Here is a 16471-nt window from a genome sequence, read left to right as displayed (position 1 = left end):
CCTGAATGTATCTTACCGTTTCTTCTTTAAACTGTTGGTTATATCGCTTCCGTTCTGCCACGGCTACCACCTCTTCTGGAGTTTATTCTATTATCCATGGGTTGGATTTACCGTGTCCACTTTTTAGTCTAGTTCATTTCGCACCTTATTTTTCTTTAATATATACAAAAGAGGAAAATAAGGTCATTACTGTATCTTATTTTCCGAAAAAGCGCGCTGGACGGGGTACTTTGGAATATTTAAGGTACAATATTGCACTTAATCTCTAATAACCCTTAGCTGCAAAGGATTTAAGGTACAAAAATGCCGTTAATTACATTTCGATGCTTGTTATCAAAGCCCTCTTTGCCGTTGCTGGTGTTACTAGTGTTGCACCTGTAACGTAAGGAGAGCTCTCCGTTTAAAATCAATGCCGTTTCATGGATTTTTGTTGCATACTATCCACTTGAAGGAGCCCGTTCACTTTCGAATAATCCCCTCATATACAGACAGCCTTAAAGGTACCTCAGAGCCAGTGGAACAGGTTGTTTTGCAACCTCCACTTTGGAGTGCTAGCCTACTTTCAAATCATATTGCGGAATATGGAGCTTTTGACTTAATAGCGAGGCTATATAGGATTTCCCGCTTCCCGAACCGCCAATAATATGGATTTTTATGATATCGCCCCTGTGTTATCGAGTGAAAACTAACCGTCCACCTCAATACAATTCAGGCTCTTCTTCCACTACTTCATTATTCGCCCTTACCCGCTCTTCGTACAGGTATCCCCATTCTTTCATCATAAGGAGCATTGGCTCTAGCGTCCGTCCAAACTCCGTTAACGAATACTCTACCTTAGGCGGCACCTGATTATAAACCTTTCTTGATATGAGACCTTCCCGCTCCAGCTCCCTTAATTGCAAAGTAAGTGTATGGTGAGTTACTTGCGGATAAATCTTGCGAATCTCATTGAACCGCTTGGTCCCGCCGAGCAGAGAATATATAATGACGCCTTTCCATTTACCACCAATTACGCCTAGGGTGGTTTCAACCGGACAGCGTGTACTTGAGGAGCTTATCACAGTATTCATCCCTTCTATAGTATCTAACTGGATACTTGGTATGCTATTTTTGCGTACTTTTTGTATATAACTTATTAAACTATACTAAAATAGTACAGCGCAATTCCATAAGAAAAGAAAGGATTGATCCCATATGCAAAACTCAAAAACCATGCGAGCCGTCGGATATTATGAGTATTTACCAATTACACATCCAGATAGTCTGTTAGACCTCGAAATTCCTGTCCCTACACCACAAGGACATGATTTGCTTGTCCGAATCGAAGCCATCGCCGTCAATCCTGCCGATACAGTCGTACGTCAATACAATCCAGCGACTGAAGGTCCTTATATTCTCGGATGGGACGCGTCAGGCGTCGTCGTTGAAGTGGGTCCTGAATGTACACTCTTCAAGCCAGGAGATGAAGTCTTCTATGCGGGTAGTGTGATTAGACCTGGAAACAATAGTGAATTTCATTTGGTGGATGAACGAATTGTAGGACGAAAGCCAAAAACGCTCGGCTTCGCGGAAGCTGCTTCATTGCCGTTAACGACGATTACCGCTTGGGAGAGTTTGTTTGATCGTTTGGGAATTCCTCATAATCCCGAAATCAACCGAAACAAATCCATTCTTATCATCGGAGCTGCCGGAGGCGTGGGCTCTATCGCAGTCCAACTTGCCAAGCTGGCAGGACTCACTGTCATCGGGACAGCATCACGTCCAGAATCCGCAGAGTGGGTCAAAGAGCTTGGAGCCGAGATTGTGATTAATCATTACGAGGACTTCCTGCCTCAATTGCAGCAGCACGGATTGGATACCGTTGACTATATCTTTTCCCTGAACAAGGTAGACTGGAGCCGTTTGACTCAGGTCATTGTTCCGCAAGGAAAGATCTGTTTCATCATTGATAATGATCCGCCTGTTGAACTCGGTCAATTCTTAGGCAAAAGCGTTACAGTGGTTTGGGAGAATATGTTCACTCGCTCCACTTTTCAAACGAAAGATATTACCGAGCAGCATCATTTATTAAATCAGATGGCCGAGTTGGTCGACGAAGGAAAAATCCGAACTACAGTTACCGAGCGACTGTCTCCGATCAATGCCGCGAACCTCAAGCTCGCACATGCCAAAATGGAATCAAGAGGAGCTATCGGCAAGATTGTGCTGGAGCATTTTAGTTAACACAACAACATGAGAAAGTCGACCGTCGTCTTGCTTCGGCAGGTCGACTTTTCACTTTTCATTTTAGAAAAAAGGTTACTACTACTCCCCCATCGGGCTTCATCACCCCTCCCATCTGGATAACTTTTCTTTCCGCAGGGCAAGTTAATCAATAACCACTTTCACCGTTCGACAAAATTCTCATTTCAGTCTTGACAGAATATTAAAATTTAAATATAGTAAGCCCATCGGAATTAACCAACTGACTAATCAGTCGGGTTGAGAGGAGCGATGGAAACTGCCCGCTATAGAGGAACAAGATCAAGATCGCCGCCAGCAACTGATGACCGCGGCGCTCGACTTATTTGCCCGTAAGGGATATCACGGTACCAAAATTTCTGATGTGGTCAAGGCCACCGGAGTATCGCAAGGCACGTTTTACTGGCATTTTAAAAGTAAGGAACAGCTCACGCTGGAGTTGATTGAAGATGGCAAAGAAAAGCTGATTCAAGTCATCCAGCAAGGTTACCGCAAGCATGCCGGTACGGTCGATGACATGGTGGATTCATCTGCACGGTTGCTTACAGATTTGTTCACTTTTGCACATCAGAATCGGAATTTGATGGCTCTGCTGCTCATGAAAGGCCAGGGCGCTGATCAGCCGATTCGGGAAGCCGTCTCACAGACCTGGATTGCCTTTGAAGCAGCGTTCAAGAGCAATATCGAGCGGGCCGTCGAGCTGGGCATGCTTCCTGAAACAAACAACCTAGCACTGCGAGCTAACATTCTTGTCTGTTTAATTACCGGGGTGCTATCCAAGTGGCTGTTCGGGCCAATGCACGACGTTGAGTACCAATCGCCCTACTCCCCGGCTGCCATAGCTGAAGAAACCGCTAAATTCGAATTCCGGGGTTTGCTCGGATAACTTATAGCAAGATCGTGTATAACAACATCAAAGAAAGCCAAGGAGGCCATCGTAATGACAATCAAACTAAACAAACTTTTCAAATCTGCTTCACTGCTGAGCGTGCTTGTAATCGCACTTGCGGGCTGCGGAAACAACAACACAGCGACGCCAGCTGCTACGGATGCCAATACTGGAAACAAACCAGCCGAAACAGCCGCCGCCGACAACTCACTAGAGCAAATCAAGAAAGCTGGCAAAATCAGAATCGGACTTATGGGCACCTATGCTCCATACAATTTCCTGAATGAAAAGCACGAGATCGATGGCTTCGATGCGGACGTTGCCAAAGCTGTAGCTAAACGCATCGGCGTTGAAGCTGAATTCATCACTGGCGAATTTTCCGGACTGATCGAAGGACTGCAAAAAGACAAATACGACGCACTCGTAAGCCAAGTCACCATCACAGATGACCGTAAAAAGACGATGGACTTCTCTACCCCTTACATCAAGAACGCTGTCAATGTAATTGTCAAAAGCGACAACACAACCATCAAAAGTCTTGAAGACTTCAAAGGTAAAAAGATCGGTGTCGGACTCGGCACGAACGATGAGAAATATTTGCGCGATGAAGCTATCCCGAAAGTCGGCAAGTTTGAAATTGCTACGTATAACGATGTGATCACCTCGCTGAAGGATCTGAACGTTGGACGCATCGATGCTACGATCAATAACACATTTGCTATCCAGCCGCTGGTTGAGAAAAACCACTTCAATGTCAAAGCGGTCGGAGAGCCAATTAAAGAGGATTTTGCCGGGATCGCTATTCGTAAGAACAATCCAGAGTTACTGGATGCTATCAATAAAGCACTGGATGAAATGAAGACGGACGGAACATTCAAAGAGATTTTCCAAAAATGGTTTAACGTAGACCCTAACATCTAATTAGTGTGAACGTGGAGGATGTACGGCATGGAACTGGTGTTACAGAACTTCCAATTTCTATTGACAGGCGCGTATTATACGCTGCTGATCACAATTGTCTCAATGTTCTTCGGCTTGATCATCGGGCTACTTCTTGCCCTCGCCCGTCTTAAAGGAAATCGGCTGCTTAGTGGCCTGGCCAAAGGTTACGTATCCATCGTTCGCGGCACCCCGATTCTGGTTCAGATTTTCATTATCTATTACGGACTCCCCGACTACGGGATTACGCTGGGGCCGCTCACTGCGGCCTTTATTTCGCTCAGCATCAACATTGGCGCTTATTTGTCCGAGACCTTCCGCGGTGCAATTTTATCCGTGCCTAAAGGGCAGACGGAAGCTGCTCAGTCACTGGGCTTGACCTCTTGGCAAATGATGCGCCGGGTTGTGCTCCCGCAGGCAGCCCGTGTGGCGATTCCGCCGATGGGCAACACGTTTATCGGGATGCTGAAGGAGACATCGCTGGTGTCTGTTGTAACAGTGACCGAGCTTCTGCGCTCCGCTCAACTGCTAATTGCACAGTATTATGTCGCTATGCCGTTTTATATCGCTATTGCTATTATGTATTGGGTGATGAGTGTGTTCTTTTCATTCATTTTGAACCGTATCGAAAACCGTTTATCAAAAGCTTATTAAGGGCGTGTGATGTTCATGATCGAGGTTAAGCAACTCGGCAAAAGCTTCGGCGATCTCGTCGTATTCCGCGATATCCATCTACATATCCATCCCCGCGAAATTGTGGTTCTGGTCGGCCCCAGCGGCTCCGGTAAAAGCACACTTCTGCGCTGCCTGAACGGGCTGGAGGAACCGGATGCGGGATCGGTTGTGATCGGAGATGCGTCATGGGACTTCTCGATGGATGCTAACAGCAAGAAACAAGCGATCCGGAAGATTCGTACTTCAACAGGCATGGTATTTCAATCGTTCAATCTGTTCCCCCACATGACCGTTCTGGAGAACGTCATTATGGCTCCCACGATTGTCAAAAAAATGAGCCGCACAGAGGCCGTCAAAATCGGAGAATCGCTGCTGGCTAAAGTGGGGCTGCTTAACAAAAAGGACGAATACCCTTCCCGCCTGTCCGGTGGACAGCAGCAGCGGGTTGCGATTGCCCGGGCGCTCGCCATGCAGCCTGAAATCATGCTGTTCGACGAGCCGACATCCGCACTGGACCCGGAACTAACGGGCGAAGTGCTGGCTGTCATGAAGCAGTTGGCAGAGGAAGGCATGACCATGATCGTCGTCACTCATGAGATGAAGTTTGCACGGGAAGTGGCGAACCGGGTTATTTTTATGAGCGATGGTGTGATTCAGGAAGAAAGTACACCAGAGCAATTTTTCAAACAGCCAAAGACAGAGCGAGCACGCAAATTCCTGCGCCAGATCGAAGGCGTGCCAGATATAGAGTATCAAGTTTGATTCAAAGGAGTGAACGATAGGGATGCCCAGCAAAGCAGAGCATTTGAAAGACATCGCGGAACGAGCGCGGGCGATCATGGAAAAAGAAAATGTGGAAGCACTCATAGCCTCAAACTGTGAGAATTTCTACTACTTGTCCGGCCACGCCAGTACGTTCATGTATACGCTGCGTATGAGCGAAGTCGCGCTGGCTGTCATGTTCCGCGATCCGAACCGGCCTACAGTCATCATCATGAACGAATTCGAAGCCGCCGGTGTTCCGGCAGACTTGCCACAATGCGAGCTGCGTACGTACCCGACCTGGGTCGACGTGGACGATCCGCTCGGACTGCGCGGTGCAAAGTATGAAGGTCGGCGTCCGGTGAACCACCAGGTGCAGGAGATGTTCGGACTGCTCGGTCAAGTGCTGGCGGAATACGGCATAAACAGCGGCAAGGTGGCTGTGGAGCTGAGCGCCATGCGCTATCCTGCTGTAACTGCGGTACGTGAAGCCATTCCAAGACTTCAATTAACAGAAGCAGGTCCAATTCTCACTGAATTGCGGTCGCTCAAGACTCCTTGGGAGATTGCCCAGCTCCGTAAGAGCTGTGAATATGCGGAGATCGGGGTGGCCGAGACGATCAAGGGCATTCGAGCTGGTCATTCGGCAAAAGAGATTGCTGATGCGTTCCGGCTCGCTTTGCTGACTCATGCAGACGGCTTCGAATCCCGTTTTCATATGATATCGGTCGGAGAACACTTTGCGCCCGCGCATGTTTTCGATACTCGTCCGAGCAAGCCTGGCGATCTCATCAAATTCGATGTCGGTGTCGACGTGGCTGGTTATGGTTCTGACATTGCACGCACCTTTGTGCTTGGCACACCCTCAGATACGGTCACGCGCATCTATGGGGCATTGCGGGCCGGACACGACCGGCTGCTGGAGATCATCGAACCCGGCCTGCCGATGAAGAATGCTTTTGACGAAGTGATGCCGCTGATCCGCCGCTCGGGAATCCCGAATTATAATCGTGGCCATCTGGGACACAGCGCTGGACTAAGTCTTGCCGCCGAGGAAGCACCATTCCTCAGTCCATCGGAAGAAACCCTCTTCCGCCCGGGCATGGTCATTTGTCTGGAGACCCCTTACTACGGCTACGGTATCGGCTCGATCATGATCGAGGATATGGTGCTTGTGACAGACAACGGCTGCGAACGGCTGAACAAGCTATCGCGTGATTTGATATCGTTGTAAATAAAAAAGGACAAGGGACGCTTTGATAAGGTCCTTTGTTCTTTTCTTTTGCCTGTCCAGCCTCCGCTGTAATTATTCTAACATTTAGCCTCAACAAGACATGTTATATTGTAAACAGATTCCAATTCGAAATCTATCTATATGAAGTGAAATTAAGATTCAAACTCAAGACTCGGTGTCTCCCCGGTTAAGTCTGAAGCTTTCGGTCGCAATTGCCCATGCCACAGACTTCTTCACGACGAAAAATATCCTTGTCCCCCAACTAAGAGCATTTTCGCACCTTAATTCGCCTCAATCCACCCAAAGTAGGAATATAAGAGCATTTTTGTATCTTAATTTTTGAAAAATCCACTGAAACAGATAATACGGAAGAATTAACATACAAAATTGCACTTAATTAGGAAATACTCTTATCTGCAACCGAATTAAGGTACAAAAATGCCGCTATTTACTCTTTGGAAGGGGTTACAAGAAACTCCTTCTCAACTCAGGCAGGGATTACTTTCAAATGCGACCCATCAAGTTAACTCTTCAGCTCGATTAAATGTGAAGTATCATTAAAGATATGCAGTTCATGTTGTTGATAGCTATTGGTTTTTAAAAGTGAAATACTGCCCACCGAAGCCTTAAAGTGTGCTTTCTCCAACATATCGATGTTAAAGCCCGTCCACCAAGCAATGATATAGCCTAATGTTCCGCCATGCGTCGCTAGGATTAGATTGTTCTGTTCCGAATGAATGATTCGTTCCATACAATCACAGACGCGCAAATAAAATTCCCTCCAAGTCTCCCCGTTCTGAAACTCCTGATAATCAATGTGGAAGCCTCGTTCCCCTATAGGGTTTCTATTCGCTTTTGCCCACTCTTTTGTTTTGCCAATTGCAGCTCCAGTATTGATTTCTCGCAGACCTGCCTCTTCAATCACATTTAATTCTAGGTGCTTTCCAATAATCTCTGCCGTTTGCTTGGCCCGCATTAAATCTGAAGCGTACAAAACATACTCTTCTCTAGCTATCTCAGTCTTTAATTTCAGTCCAATCCGCTCGGCCTGCCTCTCCCCTAATTCAGTCAGGGGTGTATCGGTCCAACCGCCCAACATATTGTTGATGTGATGCTCTGACTGGCAATGTTGAATAATATAGATTTTTCTCATCACAGATCCCCTCTCTATGGGTTAGTAGAACATTTTTAACATAAATTGATAAAACCTTCAATAAAACCGGTAAATAGAGATCGGCTACACCGCAACCCTTCCTGTTGTACCAATATTAGTTATGTTTATTTTTTGCCTACTTCAAGCTCAACTTATCTTCTACAATTATACTGATTATTAGAATAGGGGGAGGCTATACAGGTGCAAGTGGTTTTAGACAGAATACAGGCATTATTTGTTGAAGAGCTAGGCGAAAATTTAGTTGGGGTCTATCTGCATGGTTCTTTGGCCATGGGTTGTTTTAACCCTTCACAGAGCGATATTGATGTATTGATTGTAGTAAAAGAAACAGTATCCCTCTTCTCCGCAAAACAGATCTCACAAAGACTTCTACTCCTCCATGAGGATATCGAAAATAGTGTTGAATGCAGCATCATTCTGGAGAAATATTTAATTGAGTTTGTGTATCCAACACCCTGCGAGTATCATTTCTCGGATTTTCATAGAGAGCAGTATCGGAATAACGAACATTACTTGTGTGGAGGGTATGAGGATAAGGACTTAGCCTCTCAAATAGCCGTAGCCTACTGCAGAGGCAGGAATTTATACGGCAGGCCACTTGCAGAAATTTATCCACCGATTGATAGACAATACTATCTTGCCTCTATCCTGTACGACATCGAATGTGCATCTGATGAGATTTTGGATAAGCCGATGTATGTAACGTTAAATTTATGTAGAGTGCTTTATTTTATTAGAGAGAGCGTAATCTCCTCAAAGAAAGAAGGGGGAACCTGGGGAGTTGAGAACTTGCCAAGTAAATACCAGGACCTTGTTCAATATTATTTAGAGGAGTATACAGCGGGGAAAGCAAATAAGAATATAGCCCCATCCCAACTTTCGGAATTTGCTGAATATATGATGTTGGAAATACAGCAGGAACTCACGGGTGATCGAACATGATATTTTTGTGCAAGGAATGCAAGGCTCCGCTTCTTCCCGCACCCTATAATCAAACTTGAAAGGAGGATCTAAATGGATGGGATGGACCGCATGAACAACGCAATGGAATACATCGAAACACACCTGTCTGAAGAAATTGATTACGTTCAAAACTGCAACAAAGCGGTAAGAAGGTCATCGACGTCGCTTTAAAGTATGGTTATGAGTCGCCTGAAGCCTTTTCCAGAGCGTTCAAAAAAATGCATGGCGTGATGCCAATGTCTGCGCGTGACAAATTCGTTTCGCTAAAAGCCTTTCCACGATTATCCTTTCATATTTCCCGTACATTGAAATCCCTGATTTTTGGACCAAGTGTGATGCTATTTTCTCAACCGGCATCTATCCCGATGGGCAAAGTAATATCCACGACCTCTGGAAGCGCATTTTTTCAGAATGGTTTCCGAATTCGAATTACGAAAACGCGAATGCTCCCGAGTTTGAAATGACCTATGATCGTGGGAATGACATGTATGAAATGGAAATTGGGATTTCTGTCGTTAAGAAGCCTGTCTCTTAGAAAAAAGAGCAACACGAGTGCCTCCCACTTCGTGTCGCTCTTTTTTATTTGCAAAACAACAATACCGTTCCATAGTGCTTCATAAAACTTTTATAATCGGCATGCCCGTTTAATATAATAATGGTCGGGTAAGCATTTATTTTCCGCTGCTTTAATATAGTTAATAGCTCTTTCTGTGCAATGCAATAAAATTTACCTGCTTCATATCGAATTAGCAGAGGCGGATGAGTCTTTGCATCATCGATAATTCGATTATTGTCCTCACTCTCCACTCCATCCCGCTGAATGAGCCGCAGTGGAAATTTAACAACACCGTAATACCGGGGTTTTTCCTCCACGAAGTCATGCAAGATAGAAGCAGCGTTTCGGGTAAGCAGCAGATAGCAGTGAATCCATTCTTCCAGCATCCCGGCATTCGAATATTGTATTGCCGATTCTAAAGTGGGCGCGTACGTGATATGCCGGTCATTTTTTTTCGAATAGATAATTTTCTTAATGGAATCCAAGGATAAAAAGTATTCATCCGCAAGCTCGGACACGGTCATCCCGCTCACGTATTTATTACGAATCATAACATTGCGCCTCATCAAGGTCTCCCGGTAACCTGACGTTTCGCCCCAAGCCCTCTTTTCCTCTCCGGAGGAAATGTACAGCAGCTTTCCTGCCGCATATTTCTGAAGTTCTTTGAGCAGCTCTGCTGGCAGGATATCGCTGGCATTCTCATATTTCATCTTATCACCAACTATATAGATATAGAATCCATTCGATCTGTCAATTCACTAATCGATTTCACAATCCACCAACAGGATTCCGTGTCATCAATCGAGGCATGCCAGCGCAATACGTCGATCCCTTTATAATACGCCATACATAAGTATCTTTCCTTGTAATCCGGGATAACGATTCCTCTCTTCTTACTATACTCGGCCAACAATTCCGGAATCCTTAAATATGGCTTATTCAAATCCATAATGGCAAAATCCAATAGGAAATCGCAAATGCCGGATCGGCTCCAGTCAGGGAATCCTACTGTGGTCTTTCCATCTGTGATCGTATTCTCAAAAAACGTATTATTATTCACCAGATAACGTTGTCCTTCACAATAAGGAATCCGCTTCTCCATTTCCTTAAAGTAAGTCTCGAAGAATTCGCGCTCTAAGACGGTTGTTTCGAACATCTCTCTCCAGTTCAGCCAATACCCCTCACGATCATCTGCAAAGTTATCAATCAGATAATCCCTGCAGGTTCCGTATGCAGTTCTGCAATCCTCATCGAACTCCCCATAGCCCTCTATGCCCGAAATATCGGATGAACTGATCTCAAATATCTTGTCAAAAAACAATTCGTAGTGTTCCGCAAATTGCTCCGGGCTTAACTGATCTGCTATAAAGCCGGTCGGTGTCATACTTACCTTTTCAGAAAGCATCAATTTAATGATATGGTCCTTACTCATCTTTCATCTTCCTCTCCATGATCAAATGATCCTAAGCATCAGCTGCGCATCTGATATGTAAAATCATAACATTGGAAAGGACTAGGAGATATGCAGTGAACATCTTAAATGAACTTTACATACTTTTAGAATTGGATTCTTTTCACACAGCATAGTACGCTTGTCTCATGGGGTGAAGTCCTTCGCCACGTGATCGCGCATGTGAAAAGGAAATGGAGTGAGACTAATGAACGTTGTAATTACGGCGGGGCGCCGTCATTCTGTTGGGCTTAAAGCGGACGGAACGGTAACGGCTGTCGGGGATAATAAATGTGGTCAATGTGATGTAAGCGATTGGCGTGATATTGTAGCCGTTGCCGCCGGTAATGTTCATATGGCGACGAACACCGGTAATGCTCATACAATCGGGCTTAAATCGGACGGCTCGGTAATTGCTGCGGGTTGGAATAAGCATGACCAATGCAATGTTAGTGATTGGCATGATATTGTGGCCGTTGCAGCGGGTTGGCGTCGTAGCGTCGGGCTTAAATCGGATGGCTCAGTGGTGGCTGTGGGTCGAAATAATGAAGGACAATGCAATGTTAGTGACTGGCGTGATGTTGTGGCGGTTGCGGCGGGTGACTGGCATACTGCCGGACTTAAATCAGACGGAACGGTGACGGTTGTAGGTAATAATCAGTGGAACCAATGCAGTGTAAGTGACTGGCGCGATATTGTGGCGGTTGCGGCGGGTTACCTTCATACCGTCGGGCTTAAGGCGGACGGCTCGGTAGCGGCTGTGGGTCGGAACAAGCATCACCAATGCGATGTTAGCGGTTGGCATGATGTTGTGGTGGTTGCGGCAGGTAGCTATCATACCATCGGGCTTAAATCAGATGGAACAGTCATGGCTGTGGGCGATAATAAATATGGCCAATGTGATGTAAGTGGCTGGTGCGATATTGTCGCGGTGGCGGCAGGTTGCACTCATACGCTCGGCCTTAAATCAGACGGCACGGTGGTGGCTGTGGGGGATAATGAATATGGCCAATGCGATGTAAGCGGTTGGCGTCTATGAGTCATGTGTTTTTTTCAGGAGTATTATTGGTGCCAAGCAACATAAATAGAATAATCGAACACAGTATTATTAAGAACATTTCAGCTAACTCAAAAGTCACTATGCCCAAGTTGAGGGTTGCTTAATATTCCCAGTATCTTAAAAGCAATGATGTACATAGCCACGTCCAATATCATAAATAACAAATGACTGCCAAGAAATTGACAGCCACTCTGATCGCTCATACTTTCTAGTTTTCGAATGCTCTTCGTTAAGCCAAATACATCTTCATCAAAATGGTTCCCTTTGGAATAAATCATATTCCTTAGTTTTCTCAAAATACTCACCTATATAGTACAAGCAAGAGTATATCCGGGATTCATAAAATCATAGACTTGTATAGGGCTAACGGCCGTCAAATGATGTCCAACAAAGACAGCTACACCAAAAGGACAATTCAGATATAAATCAATGTTCTCAATACCCTGCTGCTTTAATTTATCGACTACATTTTTAACTTCTATTGCATACGATACTGCCTGTCCGGCATCCTCTATACTTTGTTGACCTGCCCCAGAAAGTGGAGTTAAATTAACCAGACGCTCGTATTTAATACTATTTTGTGACAGATGAGTACCGACTGCTATTTCAATATCGTTACTTACACTAAGAACCACAACAGCACGCTTGCTCTGGATGTCATTCCCTATCGTAATTTTATTATTTATTTTAAATGAAGGATCACGATGCAAGGAGGACCATAGTTGTCCTCTTTGTATCACTTCGATAGTTGCACCTCTTACATGTGAAAACCTACTGCCAATGATAACTCCGCCAGGTAAGCAAAGACTGGCATATATCCGTACAGGGACTTTTTTAGAATTTTGGTTCTGGGACCAATAATCAGCCACTTCCCCCAGTTCTCTCCCCATCATACTCCATTCAGAAACTGAAGGTAGTTTCCTTGGCGTTGAATATCCATCAAAATATCCAGTCCAATTCAATTCGAAGTGTGGTTGGATTTCATATTGCTGCTTGTCAAAACCATGTATATGGAACACCGTTGCGTTACCATTTATAAACTGCGAATCTAAATGCTTCTGCAAGAAATCACGAATTGTTTTATAAACGGTGGTGCTGTTATCCACCTTACATATACTTGAATGTCCTTCATCAACTGGAATAACTTCTGCACCTAAACATAAGGGAGTGGAGGATGCATTAGCCACCACCCGATCACGCTCTCCGCGCAATGCGATCTGCGAAATTTCATGTTTTAAATGCTCTGGGAGAGCCACAATCCCGCCTCTATAAACATATTTATTCCAATTTTTCTCAAGCTGAATCAGCTGCGGGTTTTTTCTGCGTAATGATTTTATTTGATTATTCGCCAGCCAACTGGGAAGTAGCTCAGCCAACCCCGAACCATGAAATGGAACCGACAAGTAAGCAACGCCCTTAACAAGGCTCAGATTGGTATTATCGAATGCCTCGTAACGATTTACGATATACTGCTGCACTACTAACCCGCCCATGCTGTGTGCAACAAATATAATATCCTTTCCGGGCAGATTCACCTGAATATCCGAGTATAATAACTCTGCCACTGTCCTGAAATCATATTGCCATGGCTTTATACTAGTTCGGTAACCATAACTATAGAATTCCACTTCTCTTAATGATGCTTCTTGCATAAGCAATTCAAATAGTGTTTGAGAGTGAGCATCTTTTCGCCAAGTATCGTAAGGGCTACCCCCTATTCCATGTAAAAAGATGACCGCTAACCGGCTATCTTTAGAACTGCTCCCTGTCTTTATAAGTTGCGCCTTGTCTATCCCCATTCTTAACCCCTCTAATTAATCATCTTCTTGCTTCGGTTGCTTAATACCAAACTGTTCTAAAGCCGCAGCCACTTCAGGATGATCCTCAGCTATGTTAGCACCGTATTCCTCGAACAACTCTGCAAGGCCTTCGCTTTCACCCTCTTTATTATTCTTCTTTTCTGAGTAGTAGGTGAGGGCATGCAAAAATAGTGAGACATCTTGTTTGATGAGTCTCTCTACTAATTTAAGAGTTTCTTCATCCGATAATTCAATTTCAGAACCTATAAAATCATCAAGGGCTGCTGGAAAATTCTCCATTTCTGCATAAAGAAAGCCACGATTTCGAAAAAGTATTGATTTATTTCCCTTTTTCATCTCTAGGGCTTTTGTGAAGTCAGATAACGAATCCTTATAATATTTCGCCCTATCCTTTTCTTTTGACCAACGTCCAATATTATGCAAGGCAAGAGCACGATGATTATAATCATGGTGGTTAATTTCAGAATCAGAAGCCATTTTAAATATAATTTTCACTTGCTCCAAGGCATCTTTAAAAGCCTGCAGCTTGATAATTTTATCAGTTTCATTAAAACCAAGTCTAATTAAAGAGGATGAAAGTACACGGTTATACTCCAAAATAAACCGGCCACTTACCTTTAAGCCTTTTTCATAATAACTTGCAGCTTTTTTGAAATAATTCTTTTTTAAAAATGCTGCTGCTATCCCAAAAAAATAGTGATGATCTATGATAGTTTCACTTTCGATTTCTAAAAGACGGGTATTATAGTCTTGAAGATTTTCCTCATTAATTTCATCACTATCTGTAATATAGTTTATCATCATTCGTACTAACTGACGTACAGAGGCCTCGTTTGCCTGCTCTGGAATTAGATTAACCATCCCATCTTCTGAAATGATCGCAATGACACACCCTTTTTTAGCTGTTCTCAACTTTTCAAGATATCGATGAGCTGAATGAAATCTAGCTCCTCGACTTGCGTCTCCCAAATGCTCTTGTGCTAATCCATCCAAAATTACGCCAATTGCGTGACAAGCACCCGTTATATCAAAATAAATTGCACCATCAATGGAAGTAAGGTGTTTTATTAATGCCGGACTAATCTCAGTAGGATGAATTAAAGTGGATTGTTTACCTAATTTTTTCAATTCATTTTCGGCAGTTACGCGTTCTGTAATTACAACCATAGTTCCACTCTGTTGTTCAGTAGATTTTTGTATGATAAGTCGGAGCTTTTCGATTCCCTTATCTGTGATAGGAGGATCTAATTCCTTAAACTGTGCTTTCATAACTCGTTCAAAAAGCTCGGTTGTAAATCCCCCAGAACCAATACCAGGATTTTTAAAGGAAATACCCGTTAATTTATGAGGTACAATCTCTAAATTTTGTGTCACTTTAAATATCTTGGATTCAACTTCTTCTACAACACGAGCATCCGTATTGTCTCTTTTTTCTGTAGTAACAAGGGAAAGATCGTATCTGGACAACCCTTTAAATTCCAATTTAAATAGCAGATTATTCTCCAGCTGCCCCCAATCAATTTCGCCAACACCATAAATGGCTGTATCATCTGCAATTAAATATAAATCTCTCTCATTATTTGTAAGCTCAAGCAATTTTCTAATCCGCCGGGCATCTTCTAAATAAATAGGCTGCTGGTTTTGAAACCTGATTGAATATTTAATAAGCTTGTTATCATTCAACAAACTAGAACTGAGAAGTAGCATACATCCAAATGGACTCTCTCCTTCATATGTTCTTGTAGAGACGCCATCAATTTTTTCAAGCAAGTTGTTAATATAATACTGATTTTTCTCCGTTTCTGTTAACTCAATAACTTCGCTAGAGACAGCGCTTAAATCAAGCTCGTTTCTTATAAAGCTCTGTATTTTCCCAAAAAACAGACGCGCCATTCGCTGAAGAAACTGACTATTGTTCTCTTTGTACTTCGTTTCAATCTCTAAATGCTCGTTAACAAATAATTCTTCTTCATTCGAAAATTCATAAAAATCCTTAAAATAATAATCCAGAACCATTCTTAAGAAAGATAACTGAGGTCTTTCAATAAAAATAGACCTTGTTACAAAATCTGTATATTCTATAGACAATATGTATTTAACCGTAAAGTGTTGTTCTTCTATTTCGAAGTTAAAAGTGTTGGAATAGAAAATAGCTCCATTATTTGAATATTGTCCGAATGAGCGCTCCTCATCAATTTCTATTACAGACTGTTCCTCGTTTAAAGTGTAATCAGAAAGTTGACCTATGGAATGGAGATTAGAATCAGAAATAATATTATCAATATTATCAAGTAATTGTTTTACATCGTAATCCAAGTTACCGTAAGTTAAACCAAGGTTCCTGAAGACTTCCACCGGATCGTCTAGCCCTTCTTGTATGATCTCAATATCCTGATCTCTAAGATTACTCAATACCCCTTTAACTCGAACTGCTTTTTTCCAATCTTTGTTTGCGTCAAGAACAATAGCATATAACTTTAAATCTAGTCTATCATCAAGTTTCTGCAGAATCATTTCTAAATTTTCGTATATTTTCTTATTTACGCCCTCTAATTCCTTCAACAAATTAAGCCCCTTTTTAAGATTTTAGACCAGATCCCCATGCAGACCATCCCATTTACGCAAAATCATTTTGTAATATATACCATTGAAAACAATAACATATTTTACTGATTTAATCTTCTATAAACTCATTAACTCCACTAAGG

Annotated in this window: 15 protein-coding genes and 1 pseudogene; 10 read left to right on the top strand and 6 right to left on the bottom strand. The window is 43.3% G+C overall.

All coding sequences use genetic code 11. From position 1 onward, the window contains the following. Positions 1-698 precede the first annotated feature (698 nt). The gene (locus ACFVRY_RS28450; protein ID WP_387428678.1) at positions 699-1070 is read right to left on the bottom strand and encodes a winged helix-turn-helix transcriptional regulator; all 372 of its coding nucleotides are present in this window, start codon (positions 1068-1070) and stop codon (positions 699-701) included. A gap of 124 nt (positions 1071-1194) precedes the next feature. Between ACFVRY_RS28450 and ACFVRY_RS28445 the strand changes: the two genes are divergently transcribed. From ACFVRY_RS28445 to ACFVRY_RS28420, 6 genes are all read left to right on the top strand, one after another. After that, entirely contained in the window at positions 1195-2223 is a 1029-nt protein-coding gene (locus tag ACFVRY_RS28445; protein WP_387503616.1) for a zinc-binding alcohol dehydrogenase family protein, read from the top strand. 322 nt (positions 2224-2545) lie between these two features. Continuing rightward, positions 2546-3127: a TetR/AcrR family transcriptional regulator gene (locus ACFVRY_RS28440; protein ID WP_387503615.1), complete on the top strand. Its 582-nt coding sequence runs from the start codon at positions 2546-2548 to the stop codon at positions 3125-3127. Between the two features lie 54 nt (positions 3128-3181). Continuing rightward, positions 3182-4051 (top strand): transporter substrate-binding domain-containing protein, encoded by an 870-nt coding sequence (locus tag ACFVRY_RS28435; RefSeq protein WP_387503614.1) that lies wholly within the window; start codon positions 3182-3184, stop codon positions 4049-4051. Positions 4052-4078: 27 nt separating this feature from the next. Further along, positions 4079-4723 carry an amino acid ABC transporter permease gene (locus ACFVRY_RS28430; RefSeq protein ID WP_387503613.1) on the top strand — a complete coding sequence of 215 codons (645 nt, stop codon included), beginning with the start codon at positions 4079-4081 and terminating at the stop codon, positions 4721-4723. A 15-nt stretch (positions 4724-4738) separates the two neighbouring features. Beyond that, positions 4739-5506: an amino acid ABC transporter ATP-binding protein gene (locus tag ACFVRY_RS28425; protein WP_387503612.1), complete on the top strand. Its 768-nt coding sequence runs from the start codon at positions 4739-4741 to the stop codon at positions 5504-5506. A gap of 22 nt (positions 5507-5528) precedes the next feature. After that, positions 5529-6740 carry a M24 family metallopeptidase gene (locus tag ACFVRY_RS28420; RefSeq protein WP_387503611.1) on the top strand — a complete coding sequence of 404 codons (1212 nt, stop codon included), beginning with the start codon at positions 5529-5531 and terminating at the stop codon, positions 6738-6740. A 523-nt stretch (positions 6741-7263) separates the two neighbouring features. Here ACFVRY_RS28420 and ACFVRY_RS28415 read toward each other — a convergent pair. Beyond that, on the bottom strand, positions 7264-7893 hold the full coding sequence (locus ACFVRY_RS28415) for a histidine phosphatase family protein (protein WP_387503610.1): 630 nt from the start codon (positions 7891-7893) through the stop codon (positions 7264-7266). A gap of 201 nt (positions 7894-8094) precedes the next feature. On the opposite strand from ACFVRY_RS28415, the gene ACFVRY_RS28410 reads away from it, so the two are divergent. The 3 genes and pseudogenes from ACFVRY_RS28410 (at position 8095) to ACFVRY_RS28400 (ending at position 9412) form a co-directional block, all read left to right on the top strand. Continuing rightward, a complete protein-coding gene (locus ACFVRY_RS28410) occupies positions 8095-8856 on the top strand; it encodes an aminoglycoside adenylyltransferase domain-containing protein (RefSeq protein WP_387503609.1) in 762 nt (253 codons plus the stop codon). A gap of 170 nt (positions 8857-9026) precedes the next feature. After that, positions 9027-9176 (top strand): annotated as a pseudogene (locus tag ACFVRY_RS28405) (helix-turn-helix transcriptional regulator); the annotation flags it as partial. After that, a complete protein-coding gene (locus tag ACFVRY_RS28400) occupies positions 9131-9412 on the top strand; it encodes a GyrI-like domain-containing protein (RefSeq protein ID WP_387503617.1) in 282 nt (93 codons plus the stop codon). The pseudogene ACFVRY_RS28405 and the gene ACFVRY_RS28400, both read left to right, overlap by 46 nt. 44 nt (positions 9413-9456) lie before the next feature. Here the strand turns inward: ACFVRY_RS28400 and ACFVRY_RS28395 are convergent, their stop codons facing one another. Continuing rightward, positions 9457-10143, bottom strand: a complete 687-nt coding sequence (locus ACFVRY_RS28395) for a CD3324 family protein (RefSeq protein WP_387503607.1) — start codon at positions 10141-10143, stop codon at positions 9457-9459. A gap of 11 nt (positions 10144-10154) precedes the next feature. Then, positions 10155-10865, bottom strand: a complete 711-nt coding sequence (locus ACFVRY_RS28390; protein WP_387503606.1) for a hypothetical protein — start codon at positions 10863-10865, stop codon at positions 10155-10157. Between the two features lie 226 nt (positions 10866-11091). Between ACFVRY_RS28390 and ACFVRY_RS28385 the strand changes: the two genes are divergently transcribed. After that, positions 11092-11922, top strand: a complete 831-nt coding sequence (locus ACFVRY_RS28385) for an RCC1 domain-containing protein (RefSeq protein WP_387503605.1) — start codon at positions 11092-11094, stop codon at positions 11920-11922. Between the two features lie 326 nt (positions 11923-12248). Here the strand turns inward: ACFVRY_RS28385 and ACFVRY_RS28380 are convergent, their stop codons facing one another. Both ACFVRY_RS28380 and ACFVRY_RS28375 read right to left on the bottom strand, forming a co-directional pair. Further along, positions 12249-13742 (bottom strand): alpha/beta fold hydrolase, encoded by a 1494-nt coding sequence (locus ACFVRY_RS28380; RefSeq protein ID WP_387503604.1) that lies wholly within the window; start codon positions 13740-13742, stop codon positions 12249-12251. A 15-nt stretch (positions 13743-13757) separates the two neighbouring features. After that, positions 13758-16325 (bottom strand): diadenylate cyclase, encoded by a 2568-nt coding sequence (locus ACFVRY_RS28375; protein ID WP_387503603.1) that lies wholly within the window; start codon positions 16323-16325, stop codon positions 13758-13760. Between the last annotated feature and the right edge of the window lie 146 nt (positions 16326-16471).

The sequence above is a fragment of the Paenibacillus sp. NPDC057934 genome (genome assembly GCF_042887565.1).
GTDB lineage: Bacteria > Bacillota > Bacilli > Paenibacillales > Paenibacillaceae > Paenibacillus_AQ.
The sequence above is the reverse complement of the archived record's forward strand: the minus strand, read 5'-3'. Positions and strand labels throughout refer to the sequence as shown.

Bases quoted from the DNA above. Each gene is read 5' to 3' on its own strand.
- ACFVRY_RS28435 (WP_387503614.1), top strand. From the start codon at position 3,182: ATGACAATCAAACTAAACAAACTTTTCAAATCTGCTTCACTGCTGAGC.
- ACFVRY_RS28390 (WP_387503606.1), bottom strand. From the start codon at position 10,865: ATGAGTAAGGACCATATCATTAAATTGATGCTTTCTGAAAAGGTAAGT.
- ACFVRY_RS28385 (WP_387503605.1), top strand. From the start codon at position 11,092: ATGAACGTTGTAATTACGGCGGGGCGCCGTCATTCTGTTGGGCTTAAA.
- ACFVRY_RS28440 (WP_387503615.1), top strand. From the start codon at position 2,546: ATGACCGCGGCGCTCGACTTATTTGCCCGTAAGGGATATCACGGTACC.
- ACFVRY_RS28430 (WP_387503613.1), top strand. From the start codon at position 4,079: ATGGAACTGGTGTTACAGAACTTCCAATTTCTATTGACAGGCGCGTAT.
- ACFVRY_RS28450 (WP_387428678.1), bottom strand. From the start codon at position 1,070: ATGAATACTGTGATAAGCTCCTCAAGTACACGCTGTCCGGTTGAAACC.
- ACFVRY_RS28445 (WP_387503616.1), top strand. From the start codon at position 1,195: ATGCAAAACTCAAAAACCATGCGAGCCGTCGGATATTATGAGTATTTA.
- ACFVRY_RS28415 (WP_387503610.1), bottom strand. From the start codon at position 7,893: ATGAGAAAAATCTATATTATTCAACATTGCCAGTCAGAGCATCACATC.
- ACFVRY_RS28420 (WP_387503611.1), top strand. From the start codon at position 5,529: ATGCCCAGCAAAGCAGAGCATTTGAAAGACATCGCGGAACGAGCGCGG.
- ACFVRY_RS28395 (WP_387503607.1), bottom strand. From the start codon at position 10,143: ATGAAATATGAGAATGCCAGCGATATCCTGCCAGCAGAGCTGCTCAAA.
- ACFVRY_RS28380 (WP_387503604.1), bottom strand. From the start codon at position 13,742: ATGGGGATAGACAAGGCGCAACTTATAAAGACAGGGAGCAGTTCTAAA.
- ACFVRY_RS28425 (WP_387503612.1), top strand. From the start codon at position 4,739: ATGATCGAGGTTAAGCAACTCGGCAAAAGCTTCGGCGATCTCGTCGTA.